The organism is Kitasatospora sp. NPDC038210, from assembly GCF_055600605.1.
This window is the reverse complement of record NZ_JBVJYK010000009.1, coordinates 171,901-192,386: the sequence shown is the minus strand read 5'-3', so window position 1 is coordinate 192,386 and position 20,486 is coordinate 171,901. Positions and strand designations below refer to the sequence as shown.

Genomic DNA, 20,486 nt, shown 5'->3' with positions numbered 1-20,486 from the left:
CGCACCCCCGAAGGAGGCCCGACCATGACCACGACCGCCGAGTTCCGGCTCACCGAGGCCGAGCGCGCGCTGCTGCCCACCCCCGACGAGGTCGCCCACTACCGCGAGCACGGCTGGTACCTGTCCCGCCGGCTGTTCAGCGACGAGGAGCTGGACACCCTGCAGGCCGCCACCGAGCTGTACTACGCCGGCCACCGCGACCGCGAACTGCCCGTCCGGCCGCCCAGGTTGGCGTCCTGGCAGCCGTCGGACGGTCCCGTCCAGCGGCACAACGACTACGTCCACTACGAGAGCGACGCGATCGGCGCCGTCCTGCGCAAGCCGCTGGTCGGCGCGGTGGCCGCGCTGCTCGCCGGCACGGAGGAGATCCGGATCTTCCAGGCCACCCTGATCTACAAGCCGCCGGTGCCCGGGGAGCCCAGCAACCGGGTGCCGTGGCACTTCGACAAGCACTACTGGCAGACCTGCACCTCGCAGGAGATGCTCACCGCCTTCATCCCCTTCCACGACTGCCACGAGGAGAACGGCACCATCACCATGGTCGACGGCAGCCACCGCTGGCGGGAGCTGCCCTCCGGCGAGGACTCCACCCGGCACTTCGCCGACCGCGACCGCTCCGAACTGGACGGCATCCTGGCCGCCAACGCCGCCCACAACGGGCAGCAGGTGACCAAGGTCCCGATGCCGATCCCGCGCGGCCACATGTCCTTCCACCACTGCCGCACCTACCACGGCAGCGGCCCCAACCTGGCCTCCTACCCGCGCCGCGCCGTCTCGCTGCACCTGCAGGACGCCGCCAACGAGTACCACCGGCACGACCGGGCGGACGGCAGCCCCGTGGTGTACAACCACGACGTCCTGGTGCGCCGCACCGCCGACGGCCGGCCGGACTACGCCGACCCGCGGTTCTGCCCGGCGGTCTGGCGGGGACGGCCGTGACGGCTCCCCCGGACACGGACACCCCGGCCGCAGCCCTTCCCCCGGAGGCGGTGCGCGCGCCCGGCGTCCCCGCCCCGCTCGGCACGCCCGCCGAACGCTACCGGATGCTGCGGCTGATCCGCGGCTTCGAGGAGCTGGCGCTCGGCCTGGTGAAGTCCGGCGCGATCCCCGGCGGCATCCACCCGTACATCGGGCAGGAGGCCGTCGCGGTCGGCGTCTGCTCGGCGCTGGGCCCGGCCGACCGGCTCACCAGCACCCACCGCGGCCACGGCCACGTGCTCGCCCGGGGCGCCGCCCCGCACCGGCTGCTCGCCGAACTCCTCGGCCGCGTCGATGGGTTGAACGGCGGCCGGGGCGGCTCCATGCACGCCGCCGACCTCTCCCTGGGCATCCTCGGCGCCAACGGCATCGTCGGCGCCGGTGCCCCGATCGCGGTCGGCGCCGCCTGGGCGGCCCGCCAGGAGCCGCCCGGGCGAACCCCGGTGGCGGTGGCCTTCTTCGGCGACGGCGCACTCAACCAGGGCGTGCTGCTGGAATCGCTCAACCTCGCCGCGATGTGGCGCCTGCCGGTGCTGTTCGTCTGCGAGAACAACGGCTACGCCACCACCCTGCCCGCCGCCACCGCCGTCGCGGGCAGCGCCACCGGCCGGGCGGCCGCCTTCGGCATCCCCACCGAGGAGGTGGACGGCATGGACACCGAGGCCGTCCGCGCCGCCGCCCTGAACGCCGTCGAGCGGGCGCGCGACGGCGGCGGCCCCGGCTTCCTGGAGTGCCGCACCTACCGCTACGAGGGCCACCACACCATGGAACGCCGGATGAAACTGCGCTACCGCACCCCCGAGGAGGTCGAGGCCTGGCGCGGGCGCGACCCGCTCCCCCGGGCCGCCGCCCTGATCGACCCCGCGGCGCTCGCCGGGCTGGACCGATCGGTGGCCGAACAGCTCACCTCCGCCGAGGAGTTCGCGCTCGCCTCCGAACACCCGGACCCGGCGCGCGCATCGGACCACCTGTACGCGGACGGGCTGCGAGCCCGGGCGGGAGCGACACCGTGACCAGGCTCTCGTACACCAAGGCGCTCAACCGGGCGCTGGCCGACGAACTCGCCGCCGACCCCGCGGTCTGCGTCTTCGGCGAGGACATCGGCGCCGGGCTGGCCGGGCCCACGCTCGGCCTGCTGGACCGCTTCGGCCCGGACCGGATCGTCGACACCCCGCTGTCCGAACAGGCCTTCACCGCGATGGCGGTCGGCGCCGCGCTGGCCGGCCGACGCCCGGTGCTGGAGTTCCAGATCCCCTCGCTGCTGTTCCTGGTCTTCGAACAACTCGTCAACCAGGCACACAAGTTCTCCCTGATGACCGGCGGCCAGGCGGCCGTGCCGCTGACCTGCCTGGTCCCCGGCTCCGGCTCAAGGGACGGCTGGGCCGGACAGCACTCCGACCACCCGTACAGCCTGTTCGCGCACGCCGGCCTGAAGACCGTGGTGCCCGCCACCCCGACGGACGCCTACGGGCTGCTGCGCTCGGCGATCCGGGATCCGGACCCGGTCGTGGTGTTCGCGCCCGCCGCCGCCCTGCCGGTGCGCGAGACCGTCACCCGGGAGCTCGCCCCGGTGCCGCTCGGCCGGGCCCGGATCCACCGCCCGGGCACCGACGTCACCGTGGTCGCCCTCGGGCACCTGGTGCACGACGCGCTCGCCGTGGCCGAGGAGGTCGCGCCGGACGTCTCGGTGGAGGTGCTCGACCCGCGTACCGTCCACCCCTTCGACTGGCAGGCACTGGCCGACTCGCTGCAGCGCACCGGCCGGCTGGTGGTGATCGACGACTCCAACCGCAGCTGCGGCTTCGGCGCGGAGGTGCTGGCCACCGCCGCCGAGGAGCTGCGCCTGATCGCCCCGCCGCGCCGGATCACCCGGCCCGACGGCGCCGTCCTGCCCTTCGCCCCGGCCCTCGACCGGGCCGTGCAGCCGAGCCGCGACCAGCTGCGGCACGCGCTGTACGCCGTCATGAAGCACCCCTGACCGGCCCCCGCCCCCGCAAGCCCGTGCCGCGACACCCCCGTGCCCGGCACACCCCGCAGCACCCCTGCAGCACCACGCGGGACACCCCCGCAGCACACCCCGTGACCGACAAGGAGCCCGCATGTCCGCCAACCGCTACCACTGGGACCGCTCCCACCCCGGACTGACCAGCCTGCAGCAGGCCATCGACCCGCTGCGCCGCGAGGTGGTCGGCCACTCCGTGTACTCGGCGCTCACCGACATCGAGCGCGTCCGCACCTTCCTGAACAGCCACGTCTTCGCCGTCTGGGACTTCATGTCGCTGCTGAAGAGCCTGCAGCGCGACCTGACCTGCGTCGAGGTCCCGTGGGTGCCCGGCGGCCCGACGGCCAGCCGGCGGCTGATCAACGAGATCGTGCTGGTCGAGGAGAGCGACGAGCTCGGCGAGGGCTACACCAGCCACTTCGAGCTGTACCTGGAGGGCATGCGCCGGGCCGGTGCCGACCCGCGCCCGGTGGAGGCGTTCCTCGCGCTGCTGGGCACCGGTTCCGCCGTGCCGGAGGCACTGAAGGCCGCCGACGTCCCGCAGCCCGCCGTGGACTTCACGAGCACGACCTGGTCCGTCATCGAGAACGCCCCGGTGCACTGCCGGGCCGCGGCCTTCGCCTTCGGCCGCGAGGACCTGATCCCCGAGATGTTCGCCCAGGTGATCGCGATCGACGACCCGGACGGCCTGCTCACCGTCTTCAAGGACTACCTGGCCCGGCACATCGAGGTCGACGGCGAGCAGCACACCCCGATGGCGATGCAGATGCTGATCGACCTGTGCGGCGACGACCAGGCCAAGTGGGACTCCTGCGCCGAGACCGTCCGCACCGCGCTGCAGGCCCGCTCCCGGCTGTGGACCGGGATCGAGCGGTCCTTCCGGTAGCGTCCGGCCCCCGGACGGCGCTCAGATCACCTTCGGCAGCACGGCGGCCGACGCGGGCAGCTCGTCGGCCCCCGTCCGGAAGCGGTGCAGCGCCGCCCGGCCCTCCGCACCGCGGACCCGGGCGGCGAGCCGGGCGGGCAGCACCACCGTGGCCAGCCACCCCTCGCCGCGGAACCCCTCGACCGTCCAGCAGACCCACGGCAGCGGGTAGTTGGCGGCCGGACTGAAGAACACCGGGCGCTGCCCCTGGAAGCTGACCGCATAGGCGCCGAAGCGGCTCCAGTTGGAGAAGCTGAACCGGCGGGCCTGCGGGTCGAAGCCCAGCGGTACGCACTCGCGCAGCCGCGAGCGGCCGAGCGCGGCCAGGAAGCCGAGGTTGGCCCGGAGGTTGAGGTGCGCGGTCGGGAACTCCTCGACCGCCGCCCGCAGCGCGCCAGCCAGCGCCGCCGGGCCGTCCCCGGGCCGGTGCGGCACGTGCACCTCGCTCAGCAGGTTGCCCACCAGGGCGGGCGAGAGGCCGAGCCAGCGGCGCGCGTTGACCGGGACGGTCAGCATCCGCTCGGCGTCGTCGCCGTCCAACTCCCGCAGGGTGGCGAGCAGATGCGCGCACAGCACGTCCCCGGCGGACAGCCTGCGCCCGGCCGCGGCACCGAACTCTGCGCGCATCCGGGCCACTTCGGTGTCGGTGAAGGCGATCTGGACGGTCCGGTTGGCGCGCGGCCCGGCCGCCACCTCGCGGGCCAGCAGCTCGGCCTCGGCGGGCGCGGGCACCCGGAACCCGGGCCGCCCGCAGTCCTCGGCGGGCAGCGTACCGTCCAGCAACTCGTCCTGGTCGGGGACGAGTTCGGCCTCCGGGAGCGGCTCCCCCTCGACCGCCGCCGACCAGATCCGCAGCAGCAGCATGAAGCTGTGCAGATCGCCGATCGCGTGGTGCCAGGAGCAGCCGAGCAGCGTCCCGCCGTCGGCGGTGCGGGTGACCCTGACGGTGAGCAGCGGGGCGCCGCCGGTGCGGGCGCCCGGTGCGTCCAGCCGGTCGACCAGTTCGGATCCTGCCGCCGTGACCCGGCCCATCGCCTCGGCGAGCGTGCCGTCCACGGTGTAGACCTCCAGCGGCACGCCGGAGTCGTCACAGACCGCTTCCAGGACTCCGTCGACGGTGCGCAGCCGCCCGGCGAAGACCGGCACCCGTTCCAGGGCGCGGGCCAGGCCGGCGGCGAGCCGGTCGTCGTCCAGCGGCTGCTCGAAGCAGAGCACGACCGAGACGGCGAGGTCGGCGAGCATGGTGTCCATCAGGCCGCAGCGCAGCACCCGGCCGGTGGCCCGCCCGGCTCGGACGGTCCGGGATCGGCGCAACCGGGGCCAGATGCTCATGGGTTCCGTTCCGAAGCACTCGATGACACCCGGCGACGCCCGGCACTTGCCGACGCCCGACGCCCGGCGACGCGCGGGCACGCCGAACGATAGTGCCGCCACGGCACAGTGGTCCAGTCCAATCCTGTGGTCCGGGAAGGCCGTTCGCGCCCACCGGCGATAGAATTCCCAGCATGGGAGAGCGCGTCGGCGCACTCACCGCGCCACCCCTCGTCCTGGTCACCGAGACCGACTCCCAGCTGATCGACCCGACCCGGGCCTATCACGTCGGCCGCGACCCGACCAGTGAGATCGTGCTGGACGACCCCCGGGTCTCCTGGCACCACGCGATCCTGCGCGCCACCGACGGCCACTGGCTGCTGGAGGACGTCGGAAGCACCAACGGCACCTTCGACGACGGCCACCGGGTCAGCCGCGAGGACGTCGGCCCGGGCACCCGGCTGCGGTTCGGCGATCCGGCCGACGGCCCGTCCGCGACCTTCGCCGGCCTGCCCGCCCCGGCGCCGGACGAGCGCACGGTCCTGGTCGCCCCGGAGAGCTCCGGCGTCTTCCGCAGTCCGAGCGCCGTCCTCCAGCTGCCCGGCCGCACCGTGCGGATCGGCCGCTCGCCGGACAACGACCTGGTGCTGGACGACCTGGTGGTCTCCCGGCACCACGCCGAGCTGCGCGAACTGCCCGACGGCAGTCACGAGATCGTCGACCTGAACAGCCACAACGGCACCTACCTCAACGGCCGCCCGGTCAAGCGCGGCCCGGTCGGCCCCGCGGACATCGTCGGCATCGGCCACTCCGCCCTGTGCCTGGTTGACGGCCGACTGGTCGAGTACACCGACACCGGCGAGATCTCGCTCGACGTCCAGCACCTGGTCGTCCACGTCGGCCCGGACCGCCGGGTCCTGCTGGACGACGTCAGCTTCCCGCTCCCCGAGAAGACCCTGCTCGCGGTGGCCGGCCCCAGCGGAGCGGGCAAGTCCACGCTGCTCAACGCGCTCACCGGGCTGCGCCCCGCCGACCAGGGCACGGTGCTGTACGACGGACGCGACCTCTACCGCGACTACGCCGAGTTGCGCCGCCGGATCGGGCTGGTTCCGCAGGACGACATCCTGCACACCCAGTTGACCGTCCGCCGCGCGCTCACCTACGCCGCCGAGCTGCGCTTCCCCGGCGACACCGACCCGCAGGAGCGGGAGGCCAGGGTCCTGGAGGTGATCCACGAACTGGGCCTGGACGAACGGGCCGACCAGGTGATCGCCAGCCTGTCCGGCGGCCAGCGCAAGCGGGTCAGCGTGGCCCTGGAGCTGCTGACCAAGCCCTCCCTGCTCTTCCTCGACGAGCCGACCTCCGGACTGGACCCCGGCATGGAGCGCTCGGTGATGCGGATGCTGCGCGGGCTGGCCGACGACGGCCGCACGGTGGTCGTGGTGACGCACAGCGTGCTGAGCCTGAACGTCTGCGACCGCCTGCTGGTGCTGGCCCCGGGCGGCCGGACGGCCTACTACGGGCCGCCCGGCGAGGCGCTCGACTACTTCGGTCAGGACGAGTGGCCGGAGGCCTTCGAGGCCTTCGAGAGCGACACCGAGGGCGTCGCCCGCGACCGGTTCCGGGCCTCGCTGCAGTACCAGCGGTACGTGACGGCCGAGGCGGCCCACCCGCCGCACGACGCCGCGGCGTCCGCGCCGACGATCGGCCACGAGAAGCCGCAGAGCTGGTTCTCCCAGCTGGGCACGCTGGTCCGCCGGTACTCCGCGGTGCTCGCGGCCGACCGGCTGTTCCTCACCGTCATGATCGCGCTGCCGTTCATCATCGGCCTGATGTGCCGGGTGATGGCCGGCTCCCGGCTCACCGACGAGAACGCCATCAACTGCCTGCTCACGCTCTGTCTCGGCGGCGTGCTCACCGGCTCGGCCAACTCGGTGCGCGAGATCGTCAAGGAACGCGCGATCTACCGGCGGGAACGCGTCGTCGGCCTGTCCAGATCGGCGTACCTGGTCTCGAAGGTGGTGGTCCTCGGGGCGGTCACGGTGGCGCAGGCCGCGGTGCTGACCGTGGTCGGCCTGGGCGGGGTCAAGCTCTCCGCCGAGCCCCGTCCGGGCTCCCCGCCACCGGTGACGAGCGGTGTGCTGATGCCGCAGCTGCCCGAACTGATCATCGCGGTCGCGGTGCTCGCGTTCACGGCGATGATGCTCGGCCTGGTGGTCTCCGCCGCCGTCGACAAGGAGGAGACCACGATGCCGCTGCTCGTGCTCCTCGCCATCGTCCAGATCGTCCTCAGCGGTCTGATGCTCAAGCTGGTCGGCGTGCCCGGCCTGGAGCAGTTCGCCTGGCTGTTCCCCTCGCGGTGGGGCCTGTCCTCCATGGCCCGGACGGTCCAGTTGAACGGGCTGACCATCCCGTCCCCGATCACCGCGGACCCGATGTTCCGCCACGAGCGCACCGGCTGGCTGGTCGGGATGGGCGCGATGCTCGGCCTCTCGGTGGCGTACGGCCTGGCGGTGCTGGCGCTGCTGCGGCGGCACGAGCCCTCGGTGATGCGCAAGTAGTCCGGCGGCCGGCCCGGGCGCGGGCGTGCACCCGCGCCCGGCGCCGGGTCGGGCCGCCGCCGGTAGAGTGGGAACCGACCCTGTGGTGCGAGTCGTGCCGCGCGCGGCGGGGGTCGCGCGGCGGAGGAAATGTAGCCGCCCATGGACGAGTTCGTGTTCAGCCCCACCCACGTCGCCCCGCCGGGCGGACTGGCCTCCTGGACGGCCCCGGACCCGGCACGGCCGTCCGCGCGGTTCGACGCGCTGCTCCCGCTGCAGCTGCTCGGCCGCCAGGGCGACTGGGCGCAGGTCCTGTGCTCCAACGGCTGGAGCGCCTGGGTCGACGGCCGGCTGCTGGTCGCCCTGCCGCAGCCGCCGCCCGCCGCCGGGGGCCCGCCCGCCCGGACCGCCGATCCGCGCCCGGCGCTCGCCGAGGCCGAGGCCGCGCTGGCCCGCTACCGCGCCCTGCTGGAGGACCTCGCGGCCGGGACCCTCGACCTGGAGGCGTTCCGGGAGCGCACCCGCGGCCTGCGGGTCGGCCTGGTGGTGGACGGCGAGGCGCTCTGGGTCTTCGACCCGGTGCACGACCGCTGGTGCTACTGCGACGGGCTGCAGCTGCAGACGTACGCGGCCACCGACCGGCAGCCGGCGCCCGCCGCACCGGAGCCCTCCCCGCGGCACACGCCGACCCCGGCACCGGCGCAGTCGCCCGCGCCCGGGGCGTCGCCGTCGCCGGTGGGCGGCCCGTACGCGCCCACCCAGGCGGGCGAGCCGTGACCTCCGCCGAGCAGCCGTCCGCCCCGAGCCTGCCCGCCGGCCTGGTCGGGCGGAAGGTCGCGGACTACCGGCTGGAGAGCGAGATCGGCCGCGGCGGCATGGCCGTGGTCTACCGGGCCAAGGACCTGCGGCTGCGCCGGACCGTCGCGGTCAAGCTGCTGGCCCCCGAGCTGGCCCGCAACGAGGTGTTCCGGCAGCGCTTCATCCACGAGTCCGAGGCCGCGGCGGCGATCGACCACCCGCACATCATCCCGGTGTTCCAGGCGGGCGAGCACGACGGCATCCTGTTCATCGCGATGCGCTACGTCGAGGGCGGCGACCTGCGCGCCCTGATCAACCGGGGCGGCCCCTTCCCGGTCGAGCGGACCACCCGGTTGGCCCTGCAGATCGCCTCCGCACTGGACGCCGCGCACGACCACGACCTGGTGCACCGGGACGTCAAGCCGGGCAACGTGCTGGTCGCCGCCGGCACGGACAGCGAGCACCCGGAGCACCTGTACCTGGCGGACTTCGGCCTCACCAAGAAGTCCCTGTCGCTCAGCGGGCTGACCAGTGTCGGCCAGATCGTCGGCACGCTGGACTACGCGGCGCCCGAGCAGATCTCCGGCCGGCCGCTGGACGGGCGCTGCGACCAGTACAGCCTCGGCTGCGTGGTCTTCGAGATGCTCGCGGGCACCCCGCCGTTCCGCCGGGAGAGCGACCTCGCACTGCTCTGGGCCCACCTCAACGACCCGCCGCCGGCGCTGGAGGAGCACCGGCCCGACCTGACGGCCCCGGTGACGGCGGTGGTCGCCCGGGCGCTCGCCAAGACGCCCGAGGAGCGGTACGCGAGCTGCCTGCAGTTCGTCGCCGAGCTGCGCGCGGCCACCACCGCGGCCGACGCCCCCGACGCGGCCCGGTGGGGCAGCGGCGGGCCGCCCACCCAGGTCGTCCCGGCGTTCGACCCGCGCGTGCCCCGCGCGGTGCCGGAGCCCCCCGCCTGGGCCTCGCCGGTCGTCCACCCGCCGCCCGCGTGGCCGTCCCCGTTCGCGTCCGGAGGGAGCCGCTCGTCATGGATGCCGTGAGCCAGGTCTTCGCCATGGTCGCCGCCGCGATCCACCTCGTCGCGTGGCCGCTGGAGAGCTTCCTCTACGGACACCCCCGGGTGCGCTACCTGCTCACCGGCAACACCGCGGACGCCCCGGAGGTCCGGCTCTGGCGCTTCAACGTGGGCTTCTACAACCTCTTCCTGGCCCTCGGCCTGGTCACCGGCCTGGTCCTGCTGCACTCCGGCCACGGCGGCTCGGGCCGCGCGGTGATCCTCTACATCGCCGCCTTCATGGTCGCGGGCGGGATCACCCTGTTCGTCTCGGAGCCCAGGCTGTGGCGCGGGGCGCTCGGCCAGGCCGTCCCGGCGGCGGTGATCCTTCTGTCCGAGGCCTTTTGACGTGACGTCATCTGTTTCACCGGCTGCGGGCACGGCTACAATCCGCCTGCCCCGTGACGGTCGCGGCGGCGTCTGGGGGTGGCACGGTGGCACAGTCCACGATCGGCGACAGATACGTGGTGAGCCTCGGCTGCAGGGTGAGCGTGGAGCACGGACCCACCACGACGAGGGTCAGGTGGAGCGTCTCCCACGTGCCGCAGGGCGGCGCGCCGCGGCCCGCCGAGGGGGACCGCGACATCGCCCTCATCTGCCCGCGGTGCCTCCGGGCGTTCTCAGTCCGGGTGGAGAGCGCCGCCCGGGCGAGGGCCAAGCAGCTGGTGCACCGGGCGCTGGGCTGGCTGCTGCTGCTCTCGCTGCTGGCCACCGTCCCGATGCTGATCCACCTCGGCGGCCAGACCGTCGAGGAGGGCGACGACCGGAGCACCCAGAACATCGGGCTGCTCTTCGCCCTGGCCGCCGCGGGCGTGATCATCGGCCCCTCGCTGCTGTTCAGCGCGAAGATGCACAGCGGTGTCAGGAAGCTCCGGCACGTCCGCGACGACGGCACCAGGACCGCCCTGGTGCAGGGCCACCGGCTGTTCTGAGCCCCGGCCGGCCCGTCAGCTCCCTGCCGCCTCCTGCTCGGTGACCTCCCCCCGGTGCCGCACCCGGGTGGCGAGCAGCGCGCCGAGGGCGCCGGTGACCAGGCCCCAGCCCGCCGCGAGCGGAACGGCCGTCCACAGCGAGGGGCGCAGCGTGAGGCTGCCGCTGCCGAGGCCGGCCACCGGATTGGAGCCGCCGAGGACGGAGCCGATCAGATCGTCCAGGCCGCCGCCCTCGCCGAGGCCGACGCCGAGCACGGAGAGCCCGTACTCTGCGTCCATCCGGGTCCACAGGCCCACCAGCAGCATGGTGACGGCGGCGGCCAGCGCGAACCGGACGGCGTGCTGCCAGAGCCGGACGGTGCGGGGCGAACGACGGGCCGCCAGGAAGGCGGCCGCGAGCAGCAGGACGGCGGCCAGCGGCAGCAGCCACCAGGCGCGCGCGTCCTGGTCGGCCAGGGTGCCGAGGTCGACCGTCGCCTCCTGTCCGTCCGGCACGCGCAGCACCTCGGCGAGCGGCTTGGGCACGGGCAGGCCGAGTGCGCCCTTCAACCGGCCGTGCCACTCGGCGCCGAGCCCGAGGCCGAAGGCCATCCAGGCGAGGTCGGGCAGGGCGAGCAGCAGCACCGCCATGGTCTGCCGGGCGTTGCCGTTGACGACGGCGGTCAGCACCCCCGCCACCGCGCCGATCGCCAGGTACGCCAGCAGCACCATCCAGAGTGCGAACGCAGCCGGTCGGACGGCGAGTTGGTGGCGCACCAGGGCGGGCGGCAGCGGCGCCCGGCGGGACACCGCGAAGGTGGCCGCGAGCACCGCCAGCAGCCACGCCAGACCGATGCCGACGGTGCTCGGGCCCTCCGCGTGGAAGCCGACCTGCGGGGTCAGCCCGAGGGCGCCGCCGATCGACTGCACGAGGTCGCCGCCGAGCGGGACGACGAAGCTGTGCCGGGCGGCGAGGGTCAGCAGGACGAGGGCGAGCACCCACAGCACGACCGTCCGGGCGAGCCGGCCCAGCAGTTCACGCCCGCCGGCCACCGCGCGGAAGCGCAGCTGACGCAGCAGCACCTCGGCCATCGTGACCGCGCCGACCACCGAGACGGTCAGCGGCATCGCCGTGATCCCGGCGTCCACGGCGGCGAAGCCGCCCGCGCCGCCGTCGAGTTGGACGGATCCGCCGACGGCGAGCGCCAGCGTCGCCGCGACCACCGAGGCGAAGCCGCCGTCGGGGAGGTCGGCGGCGCCGGCCAGCCAGAGGCCGAGCGCGGCCACCGCCGCCATCGCGACCACCCCGGCCAGCACGACGGCGAGCGCGTCCAGCCAGCCGCGGACGGCGCCGGGCGGGCCCGCGGCCCGGGTCGTGGGCTGCTCCATGCCGCCTCCTGGTCGCTCGACGGGCCTCCGGCTCTCGGGCCCGCTCGGCTTCCAGGGTGGCCGACGCCCGGGGCGCACGCTCGGCGACGCCTCGGGCACCTGCTGTTGCGGCGGGCGGTGCGCCGGGAGAGAAAGGGAAGCCAGTGGCAGGAGCTTCCCGTGCCGAACGCGATCGCCGGCCGCCTGCGAAACGGAGCCTCGATGACCTCCCAACCACCGCCGTCCGGACCACCGACCGAGCCGCCGTACGGCCCTCCCTCCGGCCCCCCGTCGGGCCCGCTGGCCGGTCCGCCGTCCGGTGGCGGCACCTCCGGGCCGTCGTCCGTGCCCCCGCCGCCCTCGGGCCCGCCCGGGGACTCCGGGCCGCCCTCCGGTGGTGGCAACGGTTCCAGCGGCTCCGGGGGCCGGCCGCACCGCCCGTGGTGGCGCTCCCCGAAGGGGCTGGCGCTGGCGGCGGGCACCCTGGTGGTGGCCGTGGTGGCCACCGTGGTGATCGTCAGCAACCAGGGCAGCAAGACCGAGGCGATCCCGGCCGCCAACGAGGTCGCCCTGCAGGCGCCGGCGGACCCGGGGCCCGCCCCGTTCACCCCGTCGGTGGAAACCCAGGGGATGACGGCGCCCGCTCCCGCCACCTCGGCGGCGCAGCAGCCCGGCGGTACCACCCACCCGGGCGGCGCAACGTCCGCGGGCAGTACGTCGGCCGCCCTGCACAGCGTCGAGGGGAGCTCCGCGGGGCTGTACGGCGGCGCGATGGGCAAGTCCAGCTGCGACACCGAGCGCCTGATCGGGATGGTCTCGACCGGGGACACCGGGCGCGCCTGGGCCGCCGGCGCCGGCATCGCGCAGGCCGACATCCCCGGCTACCTGCGCTCGCTCACCCCGGCGTACCTGCGGGTGGACACCCGGGTGACCAACCACAGCTACAAGGGCGGGGCCTCGGTCGAGTACCAGTCCGCGCTGCAGGCCGGGACGGCCGTCCTGGTGGACGCCCAGGGCGTGCCCAGGGTGCGCTGCGCCTGCGGCAACCCGCTGGGGCCGCCGAAGCTGATGAGCAACGCCAAGTACACCGGGAAGGGCTGGACGGGCTTCCAGCCGTCCTCGCTGATCGTGGTGGTGCCGGCGCCGCAGCCGGTGACCGCGATCGTCCTGGTGAACATCGACACCGGCGGCTGGTTCGCCCGGGCGACCGGGCAGATCCGGATCGTGGACAAGCCCGTCGAACCGCCGAAGGGCCCCCTCGCGCCGGGCGTGCCGCCGCCCGCGGTGTGGAAGCCGACCACGCCGTCGGGTTCGCCGGCCTCCGGGACCGCTTCGGGTGCCACGACGTCCGGGGCCACCACCTCGGGTGCCACGACCTCCGGGGCCACCACCTCGGGCTCGACCACCTCCGGGTCCACCACCTCGGGCTCGACCACCTCCGGGTCCACCACCTCGGGCTCGACCACCTCCTCGGGCGGGCCGTCGTCCTCCTCGGCGACGACCACCACGGGCACGCCGTCCGCGACGAAGTCGACGGCGAGCACCGCGCCCTCGACCGCCACCACCACGGCCACGACAGCCACGACGGCCACGACGGCCGGCAAACCGACCACCACCGTCACATCGGCCGCGACCACCGTCACCACCAGCGCGAAGTCGCCGACCACGGCCTGTGCGACCACGGCGCCGTCGACCCTCCCGCCGTGCCCGACCACGCAGGCGGCCACGCCGAGCTGACCGGGCGTCCGGCTCCGCCCCGCTGCCACCGTCCGACTCCCGGCCGGTGGCAGCGGCACGCCTCCCGGCCGTCGGCTGTCGGCCATCGGTCGCCGACGGCCGCCCCGGGTGCCCGTGCCGATCCCCTCGCACGCCCTCCGTGTTCGTGCACGACGGATGCTTGCACACGGCACCGACAAGCCACCGGGTGGCCGGATATCTCGCTGGTCAGCCGGGCCGCTGGTACGGCAGAGTGCCCCCATGACCACCGCTCAGGGCCTGGACGCCGCCGGATTCATCGCCCGGGAGGGCTCGCTCACCCGCATGCCGGCGCCGTTCGCCCCGGTGGTCGGCGCGGCCCGCGAGCGGATCGCCCGCGTCTTCGGCCCCGACCGGCTGCACAGTGCCTACCTCTACGGCAGCATCCCGCGCGGCACCGCCCGCCCCGGTGTCTCGGACCTCGACCTGCTGCTCGCCCTGCACCACGAGCCCACGGCCGCGGACCGGGCCGACGCCGACGCCCTCGAAGCCGCGCTGGACGCCGAGTTCGCGCAGGTCGACGGCGTCGGCATGCTGCTCTTCGGCACCGGCACCCTGTTGAGCGAGCTCGAACGGCACGACCTGGGCTGGTTCGTGGCCTGCCTGTGCACCCCGCTGTTCGGCGTGGACCTCGCCACCCGGCTCCCCCGCTACCGGCCCACCTCCCTGCTCGCCCGGGAGACCAACGGCGACCTCGCGCCGGCCCTCCCCCGCTGGCGCGAGCGCGCGGCCGCCGCCACCACGGACGCCGAACTCCGCGCCCTCACCCGCGCGGTCACCCGCCGCATCGTCCGAACCGGCTTCACCCTGGTGATGCCCCGCTGGGGCGGCTGGACCAGCGACCTCACCGCCTCCGCCGAGGCCTTCGCCGCCTACTACCCGGAGCACGCCGACCGGATGCGCCTGGCCGCCGCCACCGCCCGCACTCCGGCCGCGGACCGCGCCCCCGCCGTGGACCGGGGCGTCCTCACCATGCTCATCGACGACCTGGGCCCGTGGCTCGCGGCCGAGTACACCGCCGTGCACGGCGAGAAGACACCCCGCCCCTGACCCGCGCCGCCGCCGGACCGTCCGGTCGGCCGGGACCGACCGGACCGGCCGGACCGGGACCGACCCGATCGAGCCGACCAGCTGCGGCCGGGCCACGATCCCCTCAGTCCACGCAGGGGATCCCCCCCGCCTTCACCGGGGGCCCCTGCATCGGCAGGCCCGCCGCCGGGTCGCCGGACGGGTCGCCCGTCGCGGCGGCGCCCGGGGGCACGGCGGTGGGGGCCGGGGTGCGGGCGGCGGCGAGGGTGAGCAGGATGTGGCCGGGCGCAACCGTGCCGGAGGGTGCGGCGGTGACGCCGTAGCGGCCCGCGAGCTGCTGGGCGTCGGCCTTGGCGCCGCTTCCGTAGGCGACGGTGGTGACCTTGGTCCTGGCCGGGGCGTCGCCGATCCTGCCGGCCTGGTAACCGAGTTCGGCCAGCGCCTTGGACTCGTTGGACGCCGTGCCGGCGCCGGCCGCCGCGTTGACGTCGACCACCGCCTTCGCCGGCCCGCTCGGTGCAGCGGAGGCGGTCGTCGCAGCCGACGCGGAGGCGGCGGGAGCGGCGCCCGCGTCGCCCGGTGCGTCCCCGGCGGGCGCGGCCGCGGCGGCCGGATCGTGGTTGAACAACTGCCGGACGATCTTCTTGATCAGGTCCGGGTTGACGGTGTTGACCTCCTGCCCGCCGACCGTCCTGAACCCGGCGATCGGCAGGGTGTTGAACTCGACGTTGCCACCCGTCAGATTGGGCGCCTGCCGGGCGAAGTCGAGGATGTTCCACTCGTTGTCGATGACGACGTCCTTCTTCACCACCCCGAACAGCTTCTGCATCTGCCCGAAGTCGTTCAGGATCCCCTGCTGCTTGAGCTTGTACTCGACGGAGGAGATGAACGCCTGCTGCCGGTGGGTGCGGTCGAGGTCGCCGTTGGCGAGGTGGTGGCGCTGGCGGACGAAGGAGAGCGCCTGGGCGGCGTTGAGGGAGCTGATCCCGGCCGGCAGTTTGAGGCCGGTGCCGCCGCCCTCGTGGGTGGCGGTCCGGGCGGTGATCGGATCGTCCACCGGGTGGTTGAGGCAGACCTGGATCGGCTCCACCGCCTTGGCGATGTCGTAGAAGCCGATCAGGTTCACCTCCGCGAAGTGGTCGATCGGGACGTCCAGGAGGCTCTGCACGGTCTGGATGGTGGCCGAGCGGCCGGCCTCCCGGCTCTGCCGCTCCAGGTCCGCCTTGGAGAGCCCCTTGCCGGCCAGCTTCAGCTCGGCGGCGTCCTTCGCGATGCCGTACGCCTCCTTGATCTTGTGCATCCTGCCGTCGGCCCCGACGGTCTGCACGTAGTCGTCGCGCGGGACGGACAGCGCGGAGACCTTGCCGCCGTTGGCCGGGATGTGCAGCACGATCAGGGCGTTGGTGTTGTAGCCGCCGATCCCGCTGGAGCCCGCGTGCAGTTCGTCCTCCACGAACTGCTTGGGCAGGTCGTTGCCGTCCATGTCCTTGCGGCTGTCCAGACCGATCAGCAGCAGGTTGACGGACTTGTCGAGGTGCGGCGGGGCGTTCTTCTTCGCCTCGCTCAGCGCCATCGACTTGATCATGCCGTCGTCCAGGCTGCGGTACTCGTACCAGGTGAAGCCGCTGGCCCCGAGCACGGCGATGGAGACGGCGCAGGCCAGGGTGCGCCCGGCGACGGTCAGCGGGGCGGGGCCGCGGCTCGGGACCCGACCGCGCGGGCCGCCGGCGCGGCCGGAACCAGCGGCACCACCGGCACGAGGGGTACCAGCGGTACGAGGACTGCCGTCGGTACGAGGGGCACCGCCGGAACGAGGGGCACCACCGGTACGACCGGGGACACCGGAACGGCCCGTGCCCCGGCCCCGGTTGTTGCGTTCAGCCACGACGGCTCCCCCCGGTCGGGGCGCCCGGACCGTCGGGTCGTCGCCGGTCGGGCACGGCCCGGCGGCGGTCGGCCACCGCCCGGCCGACGACCACCGCCAGCGCCGCCCCCACCGCGGCGGCCATCACCGGGAACGCCTCGACGACCCAGCGCAGCGTGCCGGTCCCCAGGTTCCTGCCCCGGTACTCGTCGGGGTGCGCCGCGTACTCCACGCCCGCCGCGGCGAGCAGCACCACGACCGGAGCGGCCGTCACCACCCACCACCGGCCCGGCCGGCTGCACAGTGCCGCCGCGACGCCCGTCCCGAGCACCGAGCCGGCCGCGAACAGCAGGCCGACGCCGGGCCCGCCCGACTCGTCCACGACAGCGCCCAGTACGGGCAGCCCGACCGCGGAGCACGCGGCCACCAGACCGCCGCGCCGACGCGCCTGCTGCCGGCGGCGCGCCGCCCCCGTCCGCGGCGCCCGCGCCGACCGCTCCGCGCCGGCGCGCCCGGCGTGCCCGGCGTCCACCGGGCCTCCCGGGGCTCCGGCCACCCGGGAGCGCTGGGCGGGGAAGGCACGGTCCTCGGGGCGCGGTCCCGCGTCCTGGTACGGCGTTCTCGCCCGCTGGCCGGCCATGCGCACTTCCCTCGATCGTTGCGGCTGCGGCGACGCGATCGCACCGCCGCGGTCGCCGGGACGCCTTCGGTCCCGGCGACGAGCCCTACTTCTACACCTCTGTAGAAGTAGGGCTGGAGCATACAAACCCATCTCACCAAAGTCACCCGCCGCCGGCCGGCAGCAGGCGAACCGTTCGGTCGGCCGTCGTTAGGATGGTCATGATCCCCGCCACGTCGGCACACCATCAGGAACGCGCCAGAGGAGCAGAGCGTCACCATGTCGGAGGGTCCGAAGAACCTGGCGGGCAAGGCAACCGACCTCGCCCGCGAGCACGGTGACGTGATCGGGAAGGGCCTGGAGAAGGTCGGCGACGCGATCGACGACCGCACGGACGGCAAGTACAGCGGGCAGATCGACACCGGCGTCGAGAAGGCGGAGGACTTCCTCCGCACCCTCGACGGCGACCGCGGGAGCGCCGAGTAACCTGCCGACGGAAGGCGGTCGACCGTACGGCGGTCGAACGGGCGCACGGGCGAACGGGGAGGGACCGGCAGCGGTGAGCGAGGAACAGAAGGGCCCGGGCTGGGGGCGCTGGCTGGTGATCGGCGTCGTGGTCGTGGCCGGACTGGGCCTCGTCCGCGGCAACGGCCACGACGGCGCGACCTCCGCCGACCCCACGCCGTCCACCGCGGCGTCGTCGGCGCCGTCGTCCGGCGGCGCGCCGTCGGCCGCCCCCTCGGCCGCACCGTCGAAGGCCTCGGGCCGCTACGACCCCGCCGACTACGCCGCGCCGGTGCGCCGGTTCGCCGCCGAGGCCGGGGTCAACCCGCAGCTGCTGATGGCGATCCTCTACAACGAGGCGTACAAGCCGCACGACCCCGAGCTCGAACGGGCCTGGCAGCGCAGCAAGCCGGACGCGTCCTTCGGCATCGCCAACATGCACCGGGCCGCGTTCGACGACACCAAGCCCGGCCGCCCCTTCGCCGCCCGCCAGTGGGAGGAGCTCCCGGACGACCGCGACCTCGCCGTCCAGGCCGCGGCGTGGCACCTGCACGACCTCGCCGAGCAGCTCCCGGCCCACCCGAGCGTGTCGCTGAGCCGCGACGAACTCGCCGCCCTCGGCTACAACGCCGGCGCGGGCAACATGCTGGCCTTCGCCCGGGGCGTCAAGATCGGCTCCCAGGCGCAGTCCTACCTGGACCGGCTGCGCGACAACTGGACGAAGTCCGGCGAGGCCGTGAAGTAGGCCGCGCCGCCGGGCCCGTGGGGTGGAACGGGCGGGGCCCGCCCCCGTCGGCCCGGCACGCGGCGACGGGTGGTACGCGGGTGGGCCCCGGGTCTGCCGACCGGTCAGACGCCCAGGTGGGCCGCCCACTTGGCGCGCCAGGCGAGCGCGTCGGCGACCCCCTCGGCGATGCCGCGGCGGGGCTGCCACTCCAGCAGCTCGCGGGCGGTGTCGACGGCGGCGTAGCAGCCGATCACGTCGCCGGGGCGCGGGCCCGCCTCGCGGACGTCGAGCCGGGCGCCGACCGCCTCCTCGAAGGCGGCGATCAGCTCGCGGACGGTGGTGCCGTCGCCCGTCCCGACGTTGATCACGCGGTAGCGGTCCGCCGCACCCGGGGCGACCACCTCGTCGAACCGCAGCAGCGCCGCGACGTGCGCCTCGGCGAGGTCCTGGACGTGGACGTAGTCGCGGATGCCGGAGCCGTCGCGGGTCGCCCAGCCGACGCCGGTCACGGTGAACGGCGCGCCGGTGGTGTGCGCCTCGATCAGCTTGCCGAGGGCGTGGGTGGGGTTGAGGTCCTGCAGTCCGGTGCGCAGCTGCGGGTCGGCACCGATCGGGTTGAAGTAGCGCAGGGCGATGACGCGCTGCCGTTGGGCCCCCTCGCCGCGGGTCCAGTCCTGGAGCACCTGCTCCATCATCTGCTTGGTGCGCGCGTACGGGCTGTTGGCGTCGACCGGGCAGCTCTCGTCGACGCGGGCGTCGGGGGTGGGCGCGTAGATGGAGGCGGAGCTGCTGAAGACGACGCGGGTGCAGCCGTGCCGCTGGAGGGATTCCAGGAGTTCGACGGTCTTGGCGACGTTCTCCCGGTAGTAGTACAGGGGCTTGGCCACGGACTCCGGTACGACGATCTTCGCGGCGCAGTGCACGGTGGCGTCGATGTCCGGGTGGTCGGCGAAGATCCGGTCGAGCAGGGCGGCGTCGGCGATGTCTCCCCGGTAGAAAATCCGGTCCTCGACGAACTCGGCCCGGCCCTTCGAGAGGTCGTCCAGCACGACCGGCGTGATCCCCCGGTCGAGCAGGGCGGAGGCCACCGTGCTCCCGATGAACCCCGCACCGCCGGTGATCAGCACCTTCTTCATCCGCGGACGCTCCCTTGCGATTGGCCGGGCGCTCGGTGCGCCCGATGACCGAGGAGGACGTCGGTTCGTGCCCTGCTGGTTCCCCGGCGGGGCACCCCGACGGCCGGGGGCGGGCGGCTGCGGCCCGGCGGCTCAGGCCCGGCGGCGACGGAACCAGAGGCCGGCGCCGGTCAGCAGGACGGCCGCGACGGCGGTGCCGACGGCGGCCCAGGTGGTGGCGTCGGAGGTGGTCTCGTGCGCGGTGGCGGCCGTGGTCTCGCGGACGGGTCCGGCGGTGGCCCCCTGCGTGGCGGCGGGGCCGGAGGTGGCGGACCGGGTGGGAACGGGCGCCAGGGTCGGGGCGGTCCCGGAGCCCGTCCCCTGAGCCGGCCCGGCGGTGGGCTGGGCCGGCGTCGGGTGGGCCGCGGTGCCCGCGGGCACCGGGTCGTCGATGGCGGTCGCGTCGACGTCGAGCTCGCGCTGGGCGTGCCCCAGCGAGGGGAAGGCGCAGTCCACGGTCACCGTCCAGTGCCCGGCGGGGACGATCTCCCGGGTGGTGTACGTCCCCGGGTGGCCCGGGACGGCGACCAGGCGCCAGGGCCCGACGGCGCGGCCGTCCGCGGCGGTGGCGGAGAGCGTTCCGGCGAACTCCTCGGTGACCGGGTCGTGGTCGTTCTCCCAGGTGGCGACGGTGCTGACGTGGCCGTTCTGCTGGCCGGTGACGTCGAGGTGGACGCTGTCGCCGTGGGAGACCGCGGGCGTGGCGGCGGACAGGACGGCCGCCGCGGCCAGGACGGCGGCGGCGAGGATCGATCGGGTTCGCATGGCGGGACTCCTCGTGGCGGTGTGGGGAACGGGCGCGGGAAGCGGTGCGCCGGGCGCGGCCGCCACTGGGTGAGTGGCGGCCGCGCCCAGCGTGTCTGTTCTAACGACCCCCAGGATCCGCGAATTTCGGCCGGTCCCTTCCGGCCGGCGGCTCACGA

19 protein-coding genes are annotated in these 20,486 nt (G+C 74.7%); 13 read left to right on the top strand and 6 right to left on the bottom strand.

Annotated elements, in window-relative coordinates; translation table 11 throughout:
* Window positions 1-24 precede the first annotated feature (24 nt).
* From ACZ7KX_RS20310 to ACZ7KX_RS20295, 4 genes are all read left to right on the top strand, one after another.
* Window positions 25-939, top strand: coding sequence for a phytanoyl-CoA dioxygenase family protein (locus ACZ7KX_RS20310; RefSeq protein WP_470327622.1), 915 nt, complete (start codon window positions 25-27; stop codon window positions 937-939).
* Window positions 936-1,991 carry a thiamine pyrophosphate-dependent dehydrogenase E1 component subunit alpha gene (locus tag ACZ7KX_RS20305; RefSeq protein WP_470327621.1) on the top strand — a complete coding sequence of 352 codons (1,056 nt, stop codon included), beginning with the start codon at window positions 936-938 and terminating at the stop codon, window positions 1,989-1,991. The genes ACZ7KX_RS20310 and ACZ7KX_RS20305 overlap by 4 nt, the downstream gene beginning before the upstream one ends.
* Window positions 1,988-2,956, top strand: coding sequence for an alpha-ketoacid dehydrogenase subunit beta (locus ACZ7KX_RS20300; protein WP_470327620.1), 969 nt, complete (start codon window positions 1,988-1,990; stop codon window positions 2,954-2,956). The genes ACZ7KX_RS20305 and ACZ7KX_RS20300 overlap by 4 nt, the downstream gene beginning before the upstream one ends.
* A 121-nt stretch (window positions 2,957-3,077) precedes the next feature.
* On the top strand, window positions 3,078-3,866 hold the full coding sequence (locus tag ACZ7KX_RS20295) for a DUF3050 domain-containing protein (RefSeq protein WP_470327619.1): 789 nt from the start codon (window positions 3,078-3,080) through the stop codon (window positions 3,864-3,866).
* Between the two features lie 21 nt (window positions 3,867-3,887).
* On the opposite strand, the gene ACZ7KX_RS20290 is transcribed toward ACZ7KX_RS20295, so the two are convergent.
* Window positions 3,888-5,237: an acyltransferase gene (locus ACZ7KX_RS20290; protein WP_470327618.1), complete on the bottom strand. Its 1,350-nt coding sequence runs from the start codon at window positions 5,235-5,237 to the stop codon at window positions 3,888-3,890.
* Window positions 5,238-5,410: 173 nt separating this feature from the next.
* Here ACZ7KX_RS20290 and ACZ7KX_RS20285 point away from each other — a divergent pair, with 173 nt between their 5' ends.
* From ACZ7KX_RS20285 to ACZ7KX_RS20265, 5 genes are all read left to right on the top strand, one after another.
* Window positions 5,411-7,777, top strand: a complete 2,367-nt coding sequence (locus ACZ7KX_RS20285) for an ABC transporter ATP-binding protein/permease (RefSeq protein ID WP_470327617.1) — start codon at window positions 5,411-5,413, stop codon at window positions 7,775-7,777.
* Window positions 7,778-7,918: 141 nt separating this feature from the next.
* Window positions 7,919-8,533, top strand: a complete 615-nt coding sequence (locus ACZ7KX_RS20280; protein ID WP_350520899.1) for an SH3 domain-containing protein — start codon at window positions 7,919-7,921, stop codon at window positions 8,531-8,533.
* On the top strand, window positions 8,530-9,597 hold the full coding sequence (locus tag ACZ7KX_RS20275) for a serine/threonine-protein kinase (protein ID WP_470327616.1): 1,068 nt from the start codon (window positions 8,530-8,532) through the stop codon (window positions 9,595-9,597). Before ACZ7KX_RS20280 ends, ACZ7KX_RS20275 begins: the two co-directional genes overlap by 4 nt.
* The gene (locus ACZ7KX_RS20270) at window positions 9,585-9,959 is read left to right on the top strand and encodes a DUF1304 domain-containing protein (protein WP_350520901.1); all 375 of its coding nucleotides are present in this window, start codon (window positions 9,585-9,587) and stop codon (window positions 9,957-9,959) included. Before ACZ7KX_RS20275 ends, ACZ7KX_RS20270 begins: the two co-directional genes overlap by 13 nt.
* Before the next feature lie 86 nt (window positions 9,960-10,045).
* Complete coding sequence (locus tag ACZ7KX_RS20265) at window positions 10,046-10,543, top strand: hypothetical protein (protein WP_350520902.1); 498 nt, start codon at window positions 10,046-10,048, stop codon at window positions 10,541-10,543.
* 15 nt (window positions 10,544-10,558) lie between these two features.
* Here the strand turns inward: ACZ7KX_RS20265 and ACZ7KX_RS20260 are convergent, their stop codons facing one another.
* Window positions 10,559-11,911 carry a streptophobe family protein gene (locus tag ACZ7KX_RS20260; RefSeq protein WP_470327615.1) on the bottom strand — a complete coding sequence of 451 codons (1,353 nt, stop codon included), beginning with the start codon at window positions 11,909-11,911 and terminating at the stop codon, window positions 10,559-10,561.
* A gap of 201 nt (window positions 11,912-12,112) precedes the next feature.
* Here ACZ7KX_RS20260 and ACZ7KX_RS20255 point away from each other — a divergent pair, with 201 nt between their 5' ends.
* Complete coding sequence (locus tag ACZ7KX_RS20255; protein ID WP_470327614.1) at window positions 12,113-13,627, top strand: DUF6777 domain-containing protein; 1,515 nt, start codon at window positions 12,113-12,115, stop codon at window positions 13,625-13,627.
* Window positions 13,628-13,867: 240 nt separating this feature from the next.
* Window positions 13,868-14,695 (top strand): nucleotidyltransferase, encoded by an 828-nt coding sequence (locus ACZ7KX_RS20250; RefSeq protein WP_470327613.1) that lies wholly within the window; start codon window positions 13,868-13,870, stop codon window positions 14,693-14,695.
* A 103-nt stretch (window positions 14,696-14,798) separates the two neighbouring features.
* Here the strand turns inward: ACZ7KX_RS20250 and ACZ7KX_RS20245 are convergent, their stop codons facing one another.
* Together ACZ7KX_RS20245 and ACZ7KX_RS20240 are read right to left on the bottom strand one after the other, a co-directional pair.
* Window positions 14,799-16,313, bottom strand: a complete 1,515-nt coding sequence (locus ACZ7KX_RS20245) for an LCP family protein (protein WP_470327612.1) — start codon at window positions 16,311-16,313, stop codon at window positions 14,799-14,801.
* Window positions 16,314-16,551: 238 nt separating this feature from the next.
* Window positions 16,552-17,178 (bottom strand): DUF6542 domain-containing protein, encoded by a 627-nt coding sequence (locus tag ACZ7KX_RS20240; protein ID WP_470327611.1) that lies wholly within the window; start codon window positions 17,176-17,178, stop codon window positions 16,552-16,554.
* Between the two features lie 258 nt (window positions 17,179-17,436).
* Here ACZ7KX_RS20240 and ACZ7KX_RS20235 point away from each other — a divergent pair, with 258 nt between their 5' ends.
* Together ACZ7KX_RS20235 and ACZ7KX_RS20230 are read left to right on the top strand one after the other, a co-directional pair.
* Window positions 17,437-17,643 carry an antitoxin gene (locus ACZ7KX_RS20235; protein ID WP_470327610.1) on the top strand — a complete coding sequence of 69 codons (207 nt, stop codon included), beginning with the start codon at window positions 17,437-17,439 and terminating at the stop codon, window positions 17,641-17,643.
* 73 nt (window positions 17,644-17,716) lie between these two features.
* Window positions 17,717-18,406 carry a lytic transglycosylase domain-containing protein gene (locus ACZ7KX_RS20230; protein ID WP_470327609.1) on the top strand — a complete coding sequence of 230 codons (690 nt, stop codon included), beginning with the start codon at window positions 17,717-17,719 and terminating at the stop codon, window positions 18,404-18,406.
* A gap of 104 nt (window positions 18,407-18,510) precedes the next feature.
* On the opposite strand, the gene galE is transcribed toward ACZ7KX_RS20230, so the two are convergent.
* Window positions 18,511-19,524, bottom strand: coding sequence for a UDP-glucose 4-epimerase GalE (gene galE, locus ACZ7KX_RS20225; RefSeq protein WP_470327608.1), 1,014 nt, complete (start codon window positions 19,522-19,524; stop codon window positions 18,511-18,513).
* Between the two features lie 132 nt (window positions 19,525-19,656).
* The gene (locus ACZ7KX_RS20220) at window positions 19,657-20,328 is read right to left on the bottom strand and encodes a hypothetical protein (protein ID WP_470327607.1); all 672 of its coding nucleotides are present in this window, start codon (window positions 20,326-20,328) and stop codon (window positions 19,657-19,659) included.
* Between the last annotated feature and the right edge of the window lie 158 nt (window positions 20,329-20,486).